The sequence below is a fragment of the Castellaniella sp. S9 genome (assembly GCF_027257175.1).
Taxonomy (GTDB): domain Bacteria; phylum Pseudomonadota; class Gammaproteobacteria; order Burkholderiales; family Burkholderiaceae_B; genus Castellaniella.
The window spans coordinates 469154-485449 of sequence record NZ_JAPFGD010000001.1; the positions used below are offsets into that span (position 1 = coordinate 469154).

General features: G+C 67.3%; 14 protein-coding genes. 2 read left to right on the forward strand and 12 right to left on the reverse strand.

The features are described 5' to 3' along the window. Nucleotides 1-101: 101 nt before the first annotated feature. From OOZ48_RS02325 to OOZ48_RS02355, 7 genes are read right to left on the reverse strand one after another with little or no spacing between them, the layout of a single operon-like run. Nucleotides 102-386, reverse strand: a complete 285-nt coding sequence (locus tag OOZ48_RS02325; protein ID WP_269495296.1) for a DUF1330 domain-containing protein — start codon at nucleotides 384-386, stop codon at nucleotides 102-104. Nucleotides 387-405: 19 nt separating this feature from the next. After that, the gene (gene kdsA, locus OOZ48_RS02330) at nucleotides 406-1257 is read right to left on the reverse strand and encodes a 3-deoxy-8-phosphooctulonate synthase (RefSeq protein ID WP_269495298.1); all 852 of its coding nucleotides are present in this window, start codon (nucleotides 1255-1257) and stop codon (nucleotides 406-408) included. 9 nt (nucleotides 1258-1266) lie between these two features. After that, nucleotides 1267-2922 (reverse strand): CTP synthase, encoded by a 1656-nt coding sequence (locus OOZ48_RS02335; RefSeq protein WP_269495299.1) that lies wholly within the window; start codon nucleotides 2920-2922, stop codon nucleotides 1267-1269. A 46-nt stretch (nucleotides 2923-2968) separates the two neighbouring features. Next, on the reverse strand, nucleotides 2969-4774 hold the full coding sequence (locus OOZ48_RS02340; protein WP_269495301.1) for an aminopeptidase P family protein: 1806 nt from the start codon (nucleotides 4772-4774) through the stop codon (nucleotides 2969-2971). A 12-nt stretch (nucleotides 4775-4786) separates the two neighbouring features. Further along, nucleotides 4787-5440 (reverse strand): CoA transferase subunit B, encoded by a 654-nt coding sequence (locus tag OOZ48_RS02345; protein WP_269495302.1) that lies wholly within the window; start codon nucleotides 5438-5440, stop codon nucleotides 4787-4789. A 14-nt stretch (nucleotides 5441-5454) separates the two neighbouring features. After that, nucleotides 5455-6153: a CoA transferase subunit A gene (locus OOZ48_RS02350; protein ID WP_269495303.1), complete on the reverse strand. Its 699-nt coding sequence runs from the start codon at nucleotides 6151-6153 to the stop codon at nucleotides 5455-5457. A 33-nt stretch (nucleotides 6154-6186) separates the two neighbouring features. Further along, nucleotides 6187-6624, reverse strand: a complete 438-nt coding sequence (locus tag OOZ48_RS02355; protein WP_269495304.1) for an acyl-CoA thioesterase — start codon at nucleotides 6622-6624, stop codon at nucleotides 6187-6189. A 121-nt stretch (nucleotides 6625-6745) separates the two neighbouring features. On the opposite strand from OOZ48_RS02355, the gene OOZ48_RS02360 reads away from it, so the two are divergent. Next, on the forward strand, nucleotides 6746-8392 hold the full coding sequence (locus tag OOZ48_RS02360) for an electron transfer flavoprotein-ubiquinone oxidoreductase (protein WP_269495305.1): 1647 nt from the start codon (nucleotides 6746-6748) through the stop codon (nucleotides 8390-8392). Nucleotides 8393-8471: 79 nt separating this feature from the next. On the opposite strand, the gene acs is transcribed toward OOZ48_RS02360, so the two are convergent. From acs to OOZ48_RS02375, 3 genes are all read right to left on the reverse strand, one after another. Further along, nucleotides 8472-10451, reverse strand: a complete 1980-nt coding sequence (acs, locus tag OOZ48_RS02365) for an acetate--CoA ligase (protein ID WP_269495307.1) — start codon at nucleotides 10449-10451, stop codon at nucleotides 8472-8474. 127 nt (nucleotides 10452-10578) lie between these two features. Beyond that, complete coding sequence (locus tag OOZ48_RS02370) at nucleotides 10579-11865, reverse strand: MFS transporter (RefSeq protein ID WP_269495396.1); 1287 nt, start codon at nucleotides 11863-11865, stop codon at nucleotides 10579-10581. 11 nt (nucleotides 11866-11876) lie between these two features. Beyond that, entirely contained in the window at nucleotides 11877-13763 is a 1887-nt protein-coding gene (locus OOZ48_RS02375; RefSeq protein ID WP_442867505.1) for a propionate--CoA ligase, read from the reverse strand. A 215-nt stretch (nucleotides 13764-13978) separates the two neighbouring features. Between OOZ48_RS02375 and OOZ48_RS02380 the strand changes: the two genes are divergently transcribed. Continuing rightward, nucleotides 13979-14707 (forward strand): C40 family peptidase, encoded by a 729-nt coding sequence (locus OOZ48_RS02380; RefSeq protein ID WP_442867506.1) that lies wholly within the window; start codon nucleotides 13979-13981, stop codon nucleotides 14705-14707. A 16-nt stretch (nucleotides 14708-14723) separates the two neighbouring features. On the opposite strand, the gene OOZ48_RS02385 is transcribed toward OOZ48_RS02380, so the two are convergent. Both OOZ48_RS02385 and OOZ48_RS02390 read right to left on the reverse strand, forming a co-directional pair. After that, nucleotides 14724-15095: a DUF2325 domain-containing protein gene (locus OOZ48_RS02385; RefSeq protein WP_269495308.1), complete on the reverse strand. Its 372-nt coding sequence runs from the start codon at nucleotides 15093-15095 to the stop codon at nucleotides 14724-14726. A 137-nt stretch (nucleotides 15096-15232) separates the two neighbouring features. Next, entirely contained in the window at nucleotides 15233-16195 is a 963-nt protein-coding gene (locus tag OOZ48_RS02390; protein WP_269495310.1) for a CysB family HTH-type transcriptional regulator, read from the reverse strand. Between the last annotated feature and the right edge of the window lie 101 nt (nucleotides 16196-16296).

Below are 16296 nucleotides of genomic sequence, written 5' to 3' on the forward strand. Positions count from 1 at the left end.
TATTGAGGGATTGCGTGAAAAAACGCAGGGCTCGGGTATTTTACCCATGCGCCCTGGGGGCCAGTCTACCCCGCGGGCGCGCCGCGCGAGCCCAAGAGATGCTAGACACCCTGGACGATGTACATCGTCATGTGCGCCGCCTCGGCGCGGGCCGCCCGGCCCTGGCGATATTCCGGCGAATCATAGAATCTGCGCGCCGCCTCGACGTCGTCGAACTCCAGCACCACGAGGCGACCCGGATGCGCGCCCTCGAGGGCGGTCACCTCGCCGCCGCGCACCAGCACGCGCGCGCCGTACTTTTGCATCGCCTCGGAGGAAAATTTCTGGTAGTGCTTGTATTGCTCGGGATCAGTGACTTCGACGTTGGCAATGATGTAGGCGCTCATGGGGATTCCTGTCGGAGGTTCAAAGTGAGTTCAGCAACGCGCCGCCTTCCTTGACGCAACGGTCGATGGCCTGCAGGCTGGCGAGCAGGTCGCGCATGCGGTCCAGGGCCACGGCATTGGGGCCATCGGACAGCGCACGGTCGGGGTCGGGATGGGTCTCCATGAAGACCCCCGCCACGCCGGCGGCCACCGCGGCGCGGGCCAGGACGGGCACGAACTCGCGCTGTCCGCCCGAGCTGGCGCCCTGCCCGCCGGGCAGTTGCACCGAGTGCGTGGCATCGAACACCACCGGACACCCGGTCTCGCGCATGATCGCCAGCGAACGCATGTCGGACACCAGGTTGTTGTAGCCGAACGAGGCGCCGCGCTCGCACACCATGATGGTATCGCCGTCGCCGCCGGCCTCCTGCGCCGCGGCGCGGGCCTTGGCGACGACCTGCTGCATGTCATGCGGCGCGAGGAATTGCCCTTTCTTGATGTTGACCGGCTTGAGCGTGGCCGCGCAGGCGTGGATGAAATCCGTCTGGCGGCACAGGAATGCAGGGGTCTGCAGCACGTCGACCACCTGGGCCGCCGCGCGCGCCTGGTCCGCGTCGTGCACGTCGGTCAGGACGGGCACGCCGAGCTGGGCGCGCACGTCGGCGAGGATCGCCAGCCCCTGCTCGATGCCGGGGCCGCGAAACGAACGGTCCGAACTGCGGTTCGCCTTGTCGAAGGAACTCTTGTAGATGAAGGGAATGCCCAGCGTGCGCGTGATGTCCTGGAGGCGGCCGGCCGTCTCGAAGGCGAGCTCGCGCGATTCAATCACGCAGGGGCCGGCGATCAGGAAGAACGGCTGGTCCAGGCCCACCCGGAAATCGCACAGTTTCATGGGTTCTCCTCAGGCTTCGGCCAGCTCGCGTTTGCGGCGATGCGCAAGCGCCGCCTGGATGTAGCTGGTGAACAGCGGATGCCCGTCACGCGGCGTCGAGGTGAATTCCGGGTGGAACTGCACGCCCATGAACCAGGGATGGCTGGGAATCTCCATGATCTCGGGCAGGTTCTCGGTCGGCGTGCGCGCGCTGATCACCAGGCCCGCCTCCTCGAGGCGGTTCACGTAGACGTTGTTGACCTCGAAACGATGGCGGTGGCGCTCGTTGACCTCGGGACCATAGATCTCGAAGGCGCGCGTGCCGGGCTTGATCGGGCAGCGCTGCGCGCCCTTCCTCATGGTGCCGCCCAGGTCGGAGGTCTGGTCGCGGCGCTCGATCTTGCCCTCGCGGTCCTGCCACTCGGTGATCAGGGCGATCACGGGGTGCGCCGCCGAGGGATCGAACTCGGTGCTGTTCGCACCGCCCAGGCCGGCGACGTGGCGCGCGAACTCGACCACCGCGAGCTGCATGCCCAGGCAAATGCCCAGGTAGGGGATGCCGTGCTCGCGGGCGTACTGGATGGTCTTGATCTTGCCTTCGGTGCCGCGTTTGCCGAAACCGCCCGGCACCAGGATGGCGTCCAGGGTTTCGAGCACCTCGGTGCCGCGGGTTTCGATTTCCTCGGAATCGATGTATTCGATCCGCACCTTGGAATGGGTGTGGATGCCCGCGTGCACCAGCGCCTCGCTGAGGGACTTGTAGGATTCGGTCAGGTCGACGTATTTGCCCACCATGCCCACCGTGACGGTATCGCGCGGGTGCTCGATGGCGTCGATCAGCCGATCCCAGAGCGTCAGGTCGGCGGGCGGCGGCGTCAGCGCCAGGGCATCGCACACCAGGCTGTCGAGGCCTTGCTGGTGCAGCATGGCGGGGATCTTGTAGATCGAGTCGGCGTCCCACACCGAGATCACGGCATCCAGCGGCACGTTCGAGAACAGCGAGATCTTGGCGCGCTCGTCATCGGGCACCGGACGGTCGGCCCGGCACAGCAGCGCGTTGGGATAGATGCCGATTTCGCGCAGCTTCTGCACCGAATGCTGGGTGGGCTTGGTCTTGAGTTCACCGGCCGAGGCGATGAAGGGCACCAGGGTCAGGTGCACGAAGGCGCACTGGTTGCGCCCCAGCCGCAGGCTCATTTGGCGCACGGCCTCGAGGAAGGGCAGCGACTCGATGTCGCCGACCGTGCCGCCGATCTCGACGATGGCGACGTCGGCCGCGCCGTTCCAGGCCGCATCGGCGCCGCGCACGATGAAATCCTGGATCTCGTTGGTGATGTGGGGGATGACCTGGACCGTCTTGCCCAGGTAGTCGCCACGGCGTTCCTTGCGCAGCACGGACTCGTAGATCTGGCCGGTCGTGAAATTGTTGACCTTGTGCATCCGCGTCGAGATGAAGCGCTCGTAGTGGCCCAGGTCGAGGTCCGTTTCCGCGCCGTCCTCGGTGACGAATACCTCGCCGTGCTGGAAGGGGCTCATGGTGCCCGGATCGACGTTGATGTAGGGATCCAGCTTGAGCATGGTGACGCGCAGCCCGCGAGACTCGAGGATGGCGGCGAGCGACGCCGCCGCAATGCCCTTGCCCAGGGAGGACACGACGCCTCCCGTGACGAATACGTATTTGGTCATCTTGATACAGTGCCCGGGGTTGGCGGGCCGGAGCGGGAAATTTGGATTATAGCCTTTCGGTGCGGGCCAGCAGCCAGTCGCGGGCGGCGCCGTCGACCCACGGCAGCAGGCGCTCGCGCACCATGGCGTGGTAGTCGTCGAGCCAGCCGCGCTCGTCCGCCGACAGGGCGTCGGGCAGCACGCAGCGGGTGTCGATCGGGCACAGCGTGAGGGTTTCGAAGCGCAGGAAATCGCCGAACGGGCTGCGGCCGTCCTCGATCGCCAGGACCAGGTTTTCGATGCGGATGCCCCACTGCCCGTCGCGGTAGAGGCCGGGCTCGTTGGAGGTCACCATGCCGGCGCGCATGGCCTGTTCGGGACGGGGCCGGGCACGCACCGCGATCGACTGCGGACCCTCGTGGACGTTCAGGAAATATCCCACGCCGTGGCCGGTGCCGTGGCCGTAGTCCAGGCCCGCGCGCCACAGCGGCATGCGCGCCACGACGTCCAGCGAGGGCGAGGGGGTCCCATCAGGAAAGCGTGCCATGGCCAGTGCGATGTGCGCGCGCAGGACGACGGTGAAATCCGCCAGTTGGGCCTGGCTGGGCCGCCCCACCGGCACGACGCGCGTGATGTCGGTCGTGCCGCCCAGGTATTGTCCGCCCGAGTCGATCAGCAGCAGGCCGTCGCCCTCGATCACGGCATGCGACTGCGGCGTCGCCTGGTAATGGGGCATGGCGCCGTTGGCGTTGAAACCGGCGATCGTGGCAAAGCTGGGCGACACGAAGTCCGGTCGGCGCGCCCGCGCCGCGGTGATGCGCGTGTCCACATCGAGCTCGGTGATGCGCTCGCCCGCCGCCAGGGTGGCCTCGAATCCGGCAAAGAACTCGCACAGCGCGGCACCGTCCTGCTCCATCGCCCGGCGGATATTCGCCGCCTCGGCCTCGGTCTTGAGGGCCTTGAGGATCTGGGACGGATTGGCCGCCTCGATCAGGCGCGCCTGCGGCGCCCAGGCCACCGTGCCGGCGGTCACCCGGGCGGGATCGACCATCAGCGCCGCGCCCTCCGGCAGCGCCTCGAGGTCGGCCGCCAGGTCGCCGTAGCCGCGCAGGACCACGCCGTCGTCACGCAGGATGCGCGCGAGCGCACCGTCGATCTTGCCGGGCGCAATGTACAGCCTGGCCTCGTCCGCGGCTACTAGCGCATGAGCCAGGAATACGGGGTTGTAGGACACGTCGGCGCCGCGCAAGTTGAACAGCCAGGCGATGTCATCCAGCGTGGACAGCAACAGCCAGCCGGCCGCCTGGCTGCGCATGGCCTCGCGCACCGCCGCCAGGTTGTCGGCGCGGCTGCGGCAGGCATGCGGCGGCCGGTGCTCGTAGACGGGCGCCGCCGGCAAGGACGGGCGCCCCGCCCAGACCGGCCCGACCGGATCGCGTCCGAGCTCCAGCGCCATGCCGGCCGCCTCGAGCCCCTCGCGCCAGCGCCGGGCCGTACCCAGGTCGAGCACGCGGCCGTCCGCGGCCACGCGCGCACCGCGCGGCAGGTGCGCCAGGATCCAGTCCAGCGGATCGGGCACCCCGGCCTGGCCGGCGCGCATCAGCGCGATCCCCGAGCCTTGCAGCTGGACCTCGGCCTGCGCCCAATAGCGGCTGTCGGTCCACAGGCCGGCGAACTCGCCGGCCACCAGCAGGCTGCCGGCCGAGCCGGTGAAGCCGCTGGCCCAGGCGCGGGCCTGCCAGTGCTCCGGCAGATACTCCGACAGATGCGGATCGGCCGAGGGAATCAAGCAGGCGTGCAGGCCCTCGGCGCGCAGATGCGCGCGCAGGGCCTGCACGCGGCCCGCGGCGGGCGCCTCGGATGACGATGCCACGAGAAAACCCCTTCAGGCGACGGCCGACACGTCCAGGCGGGCGGAGGTCTTGGCGCGGATCTCGTCGACGGTGACGCCGGGGGCGAGCTCGGTGAGCCGCAGGCCGTCTTCGCCGACCTCCATCACCCCCAGGTCGGTGATGATCATGTCGACCACGCCCACGCCGGTCAGCGGCAGGGTGCATTCGGGCAGCAGCTTGAGGTTTTCCGTGCCGTCCTTGGCGCGCGCGACGTGCTCCATCAGCACCACGACCTTGCCGACGCCGGCCACCAGGTCCATGGCGCCGCCCATGCCCTTGATCATCTTGCCGGGAATCATCCAGTTGGCCAGGTCACCCTTTTCGGACACCTGCATGGCCCCCAGGATGGCCAGGTTGATCTTGCCGCCGCGTATCATGCCGAACGAGTCCGCCGAGGCGAAGATCGAGGAGCCGGGCAAGGTGGTGACGGTCTGCTTGCCGGCGTTGATGCAATCGGCGTCGATCTCGTCCTCGGTCGGGAAGGGCCCGATGCCCAGCAGGCCGTTTTCCGACTGCAGCCAGACCTCCATGCCCTCGGGCACGTGGTTGGCCACCAGGGTCGGCAGGCCGATCCCCAGGTTCACATAAAAGCCGTCCTGCAGCTCGCGCGCCGCGCGCGCCGCCATTTGTTCGCGATCCCAAGCCATTTCCGTAATCCTCCTCAAGCCTTGCGCGTGGTGCGTTGTTCGATGCGTTTTTCCGGATTCGCGTTGAGCACGATCCGATGGACGAAGATCCCGGGCAGGTGGACGTCATCGGGGTCGAAGGCGCCCGTGGGCAGGATTTCCTCGACCTCGACAATGGTGATCTTGCCGGCCATGGCCACGTTGGGATTGAAGTTGCGGGCGGTGCGGCGGAACCGCAGATTGCCGCTGCGGTCGGCCTTCCAGGCCTTGACCAGGGAGACATCGGGCACCAGCGAGCGCTCGAGGACATAGGTGCGGCCGTCGATTTCGCGGGTTTCCTTGCCGTCGGCGACGACCGTGCCGACACCGGTGGCCGTGAAGAACGCGGGGATGCCCGCGCCGCCGGCGCGCAGCTTTTCGGCCAGCGTGCCCTGGGGCGTGAATTCGAGCTCGAGTTCATTGGCCAGGTATTGGCGCTCGAATTCCTTGTTCTCGCCCACGTAGGAAGCGATCATCTTGCGGATCTGGCGGGTGGTCAGCAACTGGCCCAGGCCGAAGCCGTCGACCCCGGCGTTGTTGCTGATGCAGGTCAGGTCACGCACCCCGGAATCGCGCAAGGCGGCAATCAGCGCCTCGGGGATCCCGCACAGGCCGAAACCGCCCACGGCGATCATCTGGCCATCGGCGACGACCCCTTGCAAGGCCTCCGCGGCGCTTCCATAGACTTTTTCCATGCTCTATTCCTCTTGAAGAATGGCTATAACGACTCAAACAGAAAAGCAGCGTGCCAGGGCCTGGCGATCGGCGTCGGTCCAGGGCGTCGGCCGTCCGGTGGCGCCATCGGCGAACACCAGGACGTTGCGGCCCCGCGCATGTATGTCCTGCGGCTCGTCGGCCTGCGCAATCCAGGTGTCCAGCTCGAGGCTGGTGCGCCCCACCCGCAAGAGCTTCAGGCCCACGACGATACGGGCAGGATACAACAGCGGCTTCAGAAAATCACATGAGGCATGGACGAGCACGCCGACGCGGCCGGTGCCTCCGTCCGGTTCCATCGCCTCGTAGAGATGGACGCGGGCCTCTTCGAAATAGCGGAAGTAGACTGTATTGTTGACGTGGCCCAGCGCGTCCAGATCCCCCCAGCGCACGTCCATCCGGCACAGGAATACCCCGGTGCCGGGCGCCTCGGCGCCTCGATCCTCGGACATCACGAAACCCTCCGTCACAAGCAGAACTCCAGAGGTGCAGTATAACGATCTGCAATACAATGGCCCGCATGCCGCGGGGGCACCGCCGGAACAAACCTCGACAACGGGAGCAACACCACCCATGACCGAACGCGAATCAATGGAATACGACGTCGTGATCGTCGGCGCCGGGCCCGCAGGCCTGGCCGCGGCGATCCGCCTCAAGCAACTGGCGGCCGAACGCGGCCAGGAGGTCGCTGTCTGCGTCCTTGAAAAGGCCGCCGAGATCGGCGCCCACATTCTCTCGGGCGCCGTGATGGACCCCCAGGCCTTGACCGAACTCATTCCCGACTGGAAAGAGCGCGGCGCCCCGCTGGACGTGCCGGTGACCGAGGACCAATTCCTGTTCCTGACCCCCGGCAAGGCGCGCGCCACCCCGTCGTGGCTGCTGCCCGACTGCTTCAAGAACCACGGCAACTACATCGTCCGCCTGGGCCATGTCACGCGCTGGCTGGGCGAGCAGGCCGAGGCCCTGGGCGTGGACGTCTTTCCCGGTTTCGCCGCCGCCGAGATCCTGTACGACGAGGCCGGCGCCGTGCGCGGCGTGGTCACGGGCGACATGGGCGTGGCGCGCGACGGCAGCCACACCGACCACTACCAGCCAGGCATGGAACTGCTGGCCCGCTACACGGTCTTTGCCGAAGGCTCGCGCGGCCACCTGGGCCGCCAGCTGATCGAAAAATACCGCCTCGACGCCGGACGCGACCCCCAGAGCTACGCCATCGGCATCAAGGAACTCTGGGAAGTCGACCCGGCCCAGGCGCATCCCGGCCGCGTGGTGCATACGGCCGGCTGGCCGCTGGACTCCGACACCTACGGGGGATCCTTCCTGTATCACCTGAACGACGGGCTGGTGGCCGTGGGCCTCGTGGTGGGCCTGGACTACGCCAATCCGTGGCTGTCGCCCTTCGAGGAATTCCAGCGCTACAAGACCCATCCGGCGATCCGGGCGACCCTCGAGGGCGGCAAGCGCATCGCCTATGGCGCGCGCTCGCTGACGGCCGGCGGCCTGCTGTCGGTGCCCAAGCTCTGTTTCCCCGGCGGCGTGCTGGTCGGCTGTGAGGCCGGCGTGCTCAATGCCTCGCGCATCAAGGGCAGCCATTCGGCCATCAAGACCGGCGCCCTGGCCGCCGAGGCGGCATTCGAGGCCCTGGCCGCCGGCCGCTCGCACGACGAACTGTCGGCCTATCCAGCGGCCTTCGAGCAGTCCTGGCTGCATGCCGAGCTGAAAAAATCACGCAATTTCAAGCAGTGGTTCAAGAAAGGCCGCACGGTCGGCACGCTGATGACCGGCATCGAGCAGTGGCTGCTCAAGGGCAACGTCCCCTGGACCCTCCACCGCAACAAGCCGGATCACGCCTGTCTGCAGCCGGCGGCGGAATGCGCGCGCATCGACTACCCCAAGCCCGACGGCAAGCTGACCTTCGATCGCCTCAGCTCGGTCTTCATCTCGAACACCAACCACGACGAAAACGAGCCGGTGCACCTGACGCTGAAGGACGCCGCGGTGCCGGTGGCGGTCAACCTGGCCAAATTCGGCGGCCCCGAGGCGCGCTACTGCCCGGCGGGCGTCTACGAGTTCGTCAAGACCGAGACCGGCGAGGACCGGCTGCAGATCAACGCCCAGAACTGCGTGCACTGCAAGACCTGTGACATCAAGGACCCGACCCAGAACATCGTCTGGGTGACGCCGCAAGGCGGCGAGGGGCCGGTGTACAACGGGATGTAAAAAAGAGGCGGGGAAGGTTCTCCCCCGCCTCTTCAGCTGCGTCCGATGCCCCGGATCACGGGACATCGTCCAGCACTTGCTACCGGACCTGGGCCAACTGGTCCAGAATCCCCGGGTTCTCGAGTGTCGATACGTCCTGCGTGATGGGTTCGCCCTTGGCCACCACCCGCAGCAGCCGGCGCATGATCTTGCCCGAGCGCGTCTTGGGTAGATTTTCGCCAAAGCGGATCTCGCGCGGCTTGGCGATCGGGCCGATCTCCTTGGCCACCCAGTCGCGCAGCTGCTTGGCCATCGCGTCCGCATCGGCGCCTTGCGGCAGCGCCCCGTTGAGCACCACGAAGGCCACCACCGCCTCGCCCGTGGTGTCGTCGGGACGGCCCACCACCGCGGCCTCGGCCACCAGGTCGTGCGCCACCAGCGCCGATTCGACCTCCATCGTGCCCAGGCGGTGTCCCGAGACGTTGAGCACGTCGTCGATGCGGCCCATGATCCAGAAATAACCGTCCTTGTCGCGCTGCGCTCCGTCGCCCGCCAGGTAATAGCCCTTGAGATCGGGCGGGAAGTAGGTCTTTTTGAAGCGCTCGGGATCGCCCCAGATCGTGCGGATCATCGACGGCCACGGCCGCCGGATCACCAGGAAGCCGCCCTTGCCGCGCTCGACCTCCTCGCCGGTCTCGTCGACCACCGCCGCGTCGATGCCCGGCAGCGGCAGCGTGCACGAGCCCGGCTTCAGCGGCGTGACCCCCGGCAGCGGCGTGATCATGTGCGCACCGGTCTCGGTCTGCCACCACGTGTCGATCACCGGGCAGCGCTCGCGTCCGACATTGTTGTAGTACCACACCCAGGCCTCGGGATTGATGGGCTCGCCCACCGAGCCGATGATGCGCAGGCTATCCAGGTTGAACTCGCGCGGATGCACCTTGGGGTCGGTTTCCGCCAGCTTCGTCAAGGAACGGATCGCCGTCGGCGCCGTGTAGAACACCGTCACCTTGTGCTGCTCGATCATGCGCCAGAAGCGCGCCGCGTCCGGATACGTCGGCACCCCCTCGAACACCACCTGCGTGACGCCGGCCGCCAGCGGGCCGTAGGTCACGTACGAATGGCCCGTCACCCAGCCCACGTCGGCCGTGCACCAGAAGACGTCATCGGGCTTGGCATCGAAGGTCCACTTCATGGTCATCAGCGACCACAGCAGAAAGCCCGCCGAGGCGTGCTGCACGCCCTTGGGCTTGCCGGTGGAACCCGAGGTGTACAGGATGAACAGCGGGTGGTCGGCATCGACGGCCACCGGCGGGCAGTCCGTCGGCTGGCCCTGGATCACGTCGTGCCACCACAGGTCGCGGCCCTCGTGCCACTGGACCTCGGAGCCGGCGCGGCGGTAAGTGATGACCTGGCGCACCCCCTCGCAGCCGCCCATGGCCAGCGCCTCGTCGACGGCGTTCTTCAGGGCAATGGTCTTGCCGCCGCGGATCTGCGCATCGGCCGTGATGATCAGCGTCGCGCCCACGTCGACCGTGCGCTCGTGGATGCTCTTGGACGAAAAACCGCCGAACACCACCGAGTGGATGATGCCCAGACGCGCGCAGGCCTGCATCGCCACCACCGCCTCGATGGACATCGGCAGATAGATGATGGCGCGCTCGCCGGTCTTGAAGCCCAGCGCCTTGAGGGCGTTGGCGAACTGGCCCACGCGCGCCAGCAGTTCCTTGTAGGTGACCTGGGTCACCTGCCCGTCATCGGCCTCGAAGATCAGCGCCACCCGGTTTTCCGCCGGCGTGCCCATATGCTTGTCCAGGCAGTTGGCCGACACGTTCATCTGGCCGTCCGGATACCATTTGTAGAACGGCGCCTCGGACTCGTCGAGCACCTGCGTGAAGGGCCGCGTCCAGACCAGGTTCTCGCGCCCCAGGCGCGCCCAGAAGGCGTCCGGATCGCGCCGCGCCTCGTCGCACAAGGCCTCGTACCCCGCCATCCCCGACACATTGGCCCGCCGCACCAGATCCTCGGGAGGCTGGAACACCCGGTTCTCTACCAGTATCGATTCAATCGCCGTCGTCATGGTTGGCTCGCTCCTATGAATATTTGAAGGTTCTATTTGTATTCTTGTGCATCTGCCAACTGCAACCCTACTGCAGGATGCTTACTCGTCGCTGACAAATGCAACAGGACTGGGCGGCGGCGGCCCCTCATCGGGGCGCCGCGGCGTCGCGGCTGCGCAGCCCGCGCCCGAAATCCAGGCCTGCCAGGACCACCAGCCCCGCCACGAAGAACACGCCCGTGACCAGCAGCCCCAGTCGATGATTGCCGTCCGTGATCCAGACCACCAGGCCATAGCACAGAGGCCCCACCACCGCCGCCAGCTGCACCGCGAAGGCCCACAGCGCGTAGAATTCGGCGGGCCGCCGCGTCGGCGCAAGCACCCCGACCATCGCCCGGCCCGCGCTCTGGCTGGTGCCCATGCACAGGCCGGCCAGCGCCGCGGCCACCCAGAAGGTGCGCACGTCCTCGGCGATGACCGCCAGGGCGACCATCAGCAGCCACCCCGCCAGCGTGATGGCCAGCGCGCGCTTGTGGCCGATGCGGTCCTGGGCATAGCCGAAGAGGAAGGCGCCCAGGGCGGCGGCGATATTGACCAGGAACACCAGCAGCATGGTCTGCTGCATCTGGAAGCCCATGACCTCGGTGGCATAGACCGCCGCCAAGGTAATCACCACGGTGATGCCGGCCTGATAGCAGGCGATGCACAGCAGCAGGCGGCGGAAATCGGGAAAATCGGCGCGTGTCTCGCGCCAGGCGCGCAGCAGATTGCCAAGCAACGGCCGGGCCTCGCCGCCGCCCGGCACCGCCCGTTCGCGCAGCCACAGCAGCGAAGGAATGGCGGCGATGGCGAACAGCAGCGCCGTCGACAGCATGACCCAGGGCACATAGTCCTCGGCGGCCAGCCCCTGGGCCTCGCCGCGCGAGGCAATCCACAAGGCCACGCCCAAGGCCAGCATCCCGCCGCAGTAGCCGAAGCTCCAGCCCCATCCCGAGACCCGCCCCAGGGATTCGGTGCGGGCCAGCCCCGGCAGGAACGAGGCGACGGCGGATTCGCCGATGCAATAGCAGTAGTTCGACAGCGCCAGGCACAGCAGCCCCCACACCACGGCGCCCGGACCCACCGTGGCCAGCAGCACCGTGCCGGCGACGCAGCCCGCCGTGCTGGTGAACAGCAGCCGGCGTTTGGCCGCGCGCGCGTCGGCGCGTGCGCCCAGGCCCGGCATGGTCAGCATCACCGCCAGGTAGGACAAGGACAGGGCCGCGGTCAGCGCCAGCGTTCCCCAGGCATGCCCGGCCGCCACGACGCCCACGAAATAGGCGTTGAACACCGTGGTCAGGACGACCGTGGTGTACCCCGAGTTGGCAAAATCGTACATCGCCCACGACCACACCTCGCGGCGGCCGACGCCGGGCCGCAGCGCCTCGCCGCGCATCGGCCCGGGACTCAAAGCGTCGAACGGATCTGGTCGAGCGCGCCCGGATCCTCGATGGTCGTCAGGTCGCCGGGATCGCGCCCCTCGCACAGGGCCACGATGGCACGGCGCAGGACCTTGCCCGAGCGGGTCTTGGGCAGCGTGTTGACGAAGCGGACCCGCGCCGGCCGGGCCACGGCGCCGTTGCGCTGCTCGATGACGGTCTTGATCTCGGCCTCGAGCCGGTCGCGCGCGCCGTCCTCGAGCAGCAGGTCGGGATTGCGCAGCACCGCAAAGGCCATGGCCTCCTGGCCCTTGGTCGAGTCGGCCACGCCCACCACGGCCGATTCCGCCACCGCCGGGTGGGTGTTGACGGATTCCTCGATCTCGCGCGTGCCCAGCCGATGCCCGGCCACATTGATGACGTCGTCGGTACGGCCCAGGATGTACCAGTAGCCGTCCTCGTCGAACAGCCCCCAGTCCGAGGTCGAATACAGCATGCGGCCCGGGAAGGACTCGAAGTAGGTGTGCACGAAGCGCTCGTCGTTGCGCCAGATCGTACTCATGGCCCCCGGCGGCAGCGGCGGCTGGATGGCCACCACGCCCTTTTGCCCCGGGCCGGCGTCCTTGCCCGTGGCCTCGTCCACCACCCGCACGTCGTAGCCGTAGACCGGGAAGGACGGGCTGCCGAAGCGCGTCGGGGCCTCCTCGACGCCGGGCTGCGCCGAGAGGATCGGCCAGCCGGTCTCGGTCTGCCAATAGTTGTCGATGACCGGCTTGTCCAGCGCCTCGGACAGCCACTGGCCGGTGAGTTCGTCGAGGGGTTCGCCCGCCAGGTAGATGCGCTCGAGGCTGGAGAGGTCGTGGCGGTGCAGGAGCCCGGGATCGTGCTTTTTCAGCACGCGGATGGCGGTCGGTGCCGAGAACAGGGCATTGACCCCGTATTGCTCGATGATGCGCCACAGGACGGCGGCGTCCGGACGCACCGGCGTGCCCTCGTACATGACGGTGGCCTGGCCGTTGAGCAAGGGCCCGTAGACGACGTAGGAATGGCCCACCACCCAGCCCACGTCGCTGGACGAAAAGTACACGTCGCCCGGCTTGCCGCCGTAAATGTATTCCATCGAGGCGCACAGGGCCACGGCATAGCCGCCGGTGTCGCGCTGCACTCCCTTGGGATTGCCCGTGGTCCCCGACGTATACAGCACATAGGAAGGATCATTGGATTCCAGCCAGACGACCGGCACGTGCGCGTCCAGGTGGCGCGCGCGCATGGGCGCGTACGCCAGGTCCCGGCCCTCGCGCATGGCGCAAGGGACCAGGCCGCGGTCGATGATGACCACGTGCTCGGGCGCATGGCCGGCGATGTCGAGCGCCTGGTCCAGCAGGGGCTTGTAGGCAATGGGCCTGCCGCCGCGCGAGCCGGCGTCGGTCGAAACCACCACCTTGGGCTGCGCATCGTCGATGCGCTGGGCCAGGTTGTGCGAGGCGAAGCCGCCGAACACCACGGAATGGATGGCGCCGATGCGCGCGCAGGCCAGCATGAAGAACGCCGCCTGGGGAATCATGGGCAGGTAGATCAGCACGCGGTCGCCCTGATCGACGCCGAGTTCCTGGAGGATGGCCGCCGCCGCGTTGACCTCGCGCGCCAGATCGGCGCGCGTATAGACGATTTCCTGGTCGACCTCGGTGGACACCCAGATCAGCGCCGGCTGGTCCCCCTGGGTGTCGAGCCAGCGGTCCACGGCGTTGTAGCAGAGATTCGTGCGCCCCCCCACGAACCAGCGCGCGAACGGCGGATTCGAATAATCCAGCACCTGCCGAAAAGGGGTCTCCCAATGGATACGCTGGGCCTCCCGCCGCCAGAACGATTCCCGATCGTCGATGGATTGGCGATGAAACTCGCGAGTCTTCTGCATTGCCGTCCTCCTGTGCGCGCATGCCCTCCACGAGCATGCGCGGGGGGTGGTCTTGTCGGAATTATGATGGGTCTACATCCTACACCCGAAAGCCCACCGCACCCATCCAGGACATCCCCGGATCCCGTCCGCGCCGCGGCGCGACTTTACCGGGGCGTCAGGATTCGCTAAACTCGCCCGATTGGTCCCACCCTTCGCCCCCCCGAAAACGAGTCATGCCGCCGCCACATTCCCCGCCACAGCGTGCCCTGTCGCGCCCATTGACCCGATTATCGACACTCATCCTATGCACGGCCGCCCTGGCACTCGCCGGTTGCGCGACCCAGACGAAACAGACCGCCGACGCCTCTTCCCAGCACCTGCTGCGCGACGCCTACCTCATCCAGACCCAATCCGACCCCCTCGGGGCATGGCTCGACAACAAGGACAGCCTGGCGATCAATCGCGCCAATGCCCTGGACTACGGCTCGTCCGCGGTGCCGCCACGCACGCTCGTGTCGACCGCCATGACATTCCTCGGCGTCAAGTATCGCTACGGCGGCGACTCGCCGGGCGAGGGCTTCGATTGCAGCGGGCTGGTGGCCTATGCCGCCGAAAAGTCGCTGGGGCTCAAGCTGCCCCGCAGCGCCCGCGACATGGCTCGCGAGGGGATCTCGGTCAATCGCAACGAGCTGCGCCGCGGCGATCTGGTGTTCTTCAATACCCGCGGTCATCGCAATTCGCACGTGGGCATCTACGTCGGCGACCATAAATTCGTCCATGCGCCGCGCACCGGCGCCAAGGTGCGCGTCGAAAGCATGAACGTCGCCTACTGGCGCAAGCGCTATAACGGCGCGCGCCGTCTCGGGGTCGAAACCCAGACGGCCTCGGCCGCGACCTCCCGGCAGGCCCGCTCCCAGCGCGTCAGGCAGGTACAGCGGCAAATCGCCAAATCGGGCCGCTAGGCCCGACCTCGCCGCCTCACGCAGCGGCGGCGACGACCCGGTGGCCGCGTGCCGCGGGCGCCTCGCCGCGGATCGGACAAGCCTGACAATAGCCGCACTGATCCAGAGCCTGCTTGACGCTGCAGACCGAACGCCGGCAGGCCATCACCCGGATGCCCGCGCGCTGTGCCGCCGTGCGGAAGGTCTTCATCACATTGTGACCCAGGAAGTCGGTCAACAGGATCACCAGCTCGGTGCCCGAGGGCAGCTGCGGTGTTTTCTTTTGATGGGCGGGATCGCGGCCGCTGATGTGGTGCCGGATGGCGATGTTGTGATCCCTGAGCAGGTCGGGGATGTTGCCCAGTCGATCCGCGCCGACGACGAGGGCACTGACTTGTTGCTGCGCCATGGGATGGCTCCTGAGAGACTCATGAGCATTAATGATAATCATTCCTATTCTCGAAAGCAATAAGATTCTCATGGTTACTCGACACCCTGGCTGGCCGTGCGGCGCGGCAGCCCTTTCCCGCCCTTCCGGGACGCTCTTCAGGCCGCTACGCGGGCCGGTTCGCCGATCCCCTCGACGGCCTTCTCGACCACGTCGCGCGTCAGGTCCGTGGCCAGCATTTCAAGCAGCACGTACACGTAGTCGCGCAGGAAGACGCCGCGCTTGATGGCCACCGAGGTGGTGTGCTGGCCAAAGAGATGTCCGGCGGACAAGCCGACCAGGCTCTTGTCGCGGCGCGGATCGAAGGCCACGCCCGCGATGATGCCGATTCCCAGGCCGATGTCGGCATAGGTCTTGACCACGTCGGCATCGATCGCCTCGAGCACGATGTCGGGCACGAGGCCGGCCCGTTCGAAAGCCGCATCGATCGCCCGGCGCCCCGAGAATGCCCGGTCGTAGGTGACGATGGGATAGCGTGACAAGTGCTCGAGCGAGAGGCTGCGGGCGGCGCTGGAGGTCAGTTCGGCCAGGGGATGGTCGGGCGGCACCACCAGGGTGTGCTCCCAGGTATAGACGGGCAGCGCCACCAGGCCGGGGGTCTGCGCGAGGGTTTCCGTGGCGATCGCCACGTCGGCCTGCTCGTGCAGCACGAGCTGGGCCAGGTGCTCGGGATTGCCCTCGGCCAGGGACACGTGGACCTTGGGGAATCGTTCTCGAAACGCGGGTATCACCCGCGGCAGCAGGTAGCGGGCCTGGGTGTGGGTGCAGGCGATGACCAGGGCGCCCTCGTCGCGCCGCGCGAACTCGTCGCTGACTTTCTTGAGGTTGTCGACCTCGCGCATGATCCGGTCGATGATGACCGACACGACCTGGCCGGGCTTGGTCAGGCCCTTGAGGCGTTTGCCGTGGCGCTCGAAGATCTTGATCCCCAGCTCGTCCTCGAACTCGATGATGGCCTTCGAGACCCCGGGCTGCGAGGTATAGAGGGCGCGCGCCGCCTCGGTCAGGTTGAAATTTCGCCGGATGGTCTCGCGCACGAAGCGGAATTGCTGGAGGTTCATAAAAATAGCCCTTATGGAAGAGCTATTATATGGAATATAGAACTGGTTTATTATTATTTTTAGTAATTTGCTTAGGCCCGCTCTCCAGGTTCGCCGAGCGG

Bases quoted from the DNA above. Each gene is read 5' to 3' on its own strand.
- OOZ48_RS02325 (WP_269495296.1), bottom strand. From the start codon at position 386: ATGAGCGCCTACATCATTGCCAACGTCGAAGTCACTGATCCCGAGCAA.
- kdsA (WP_269495298.1), bottom strand. From the start codon at position 1,257: ATGAAACTGTGCGATTTCCGGGTGGGCCTGGACCAGCCGTTCTTCCTG.
- OOZ48_RS02335 (WP_269495299.1), bottom strand. From the start codon at position 2,922: ATGACCAAATACGTATTCGTCACGGGAGGCGTCGTGTCCTCCCTGGGC.
- OOZ48_RS02345 (WP_269495302.1), bottom strand. From the start codon at position 5,440: ATGGCTTGGGATCGCGAACAAATGGCGGCGCGCGCGGCGCGCGAGCTG.
- OOZ48_RS02350 (WP_269495303.1), bottom strand. From the start codon at position 6,153: ATGGAAAAAGTCTATGGAAGCGCCGCGGAGGCCTTGCAAGGGGTCGTC.
- OOZ48_RS02355 (WP_269495304.1), bottom strand. From the start codon at position 6,624: ATGTCCGAGGATCGAGGCGCCGAGGCGCCCGGCACCGGGGTATTCCTG.
- OOZ48_RS02360 (WP_269495305.1), top strand. From the start codon at position 6,746: ATGACCGAACGCGAATCAATGGAATACGACGTCGTGATCGTCGGCGCC.
- acs (WP_269495307.1), bottom strand. From the start codon at position 10,451: ATGACGACGGCGATTGAATCGATACTGGTAGAGAACCGGGTGTTCCAG.
- OOZ48_RS02370 (WP_269495396.1), bottom strand. From the start codon at position 11,865: ATGCGCGGCGAGGCGCTGCGGCCCGGCGTCGGCCGCCGCGAGGTGTGG.
- OOZ48_RS02375 (WP_442867505.1), bottom strand. From the start codon at position 13,763: ATGCAGAAGACTCGCGAGTTTCATCGCCAATCCATCGACGATCGGGAA.
- OOZ48_RS02380 (WP_442867506.1), top strand. From the start codon at position 13,979: ATGCCGCCGCCACATTCCCCGCCACAGCGTGCCCTGTCGCGCCCATTG.
- OOZ48_RS02385 (WP_269495308.1), bottom strand. From the start codon at position 15,095: ATGGCGCAGCAACAAGTCAGTGCCCTCGTCGTCGGCGCGGATCGACTG.
- OOZ48_RS02390 (WP_269495310.1), bottom strand. From the start codon at position 16,195: ATGAACCTCCAGCAATTCCGCTTCGTGCGCGAGACCATCCGGCGAAAT.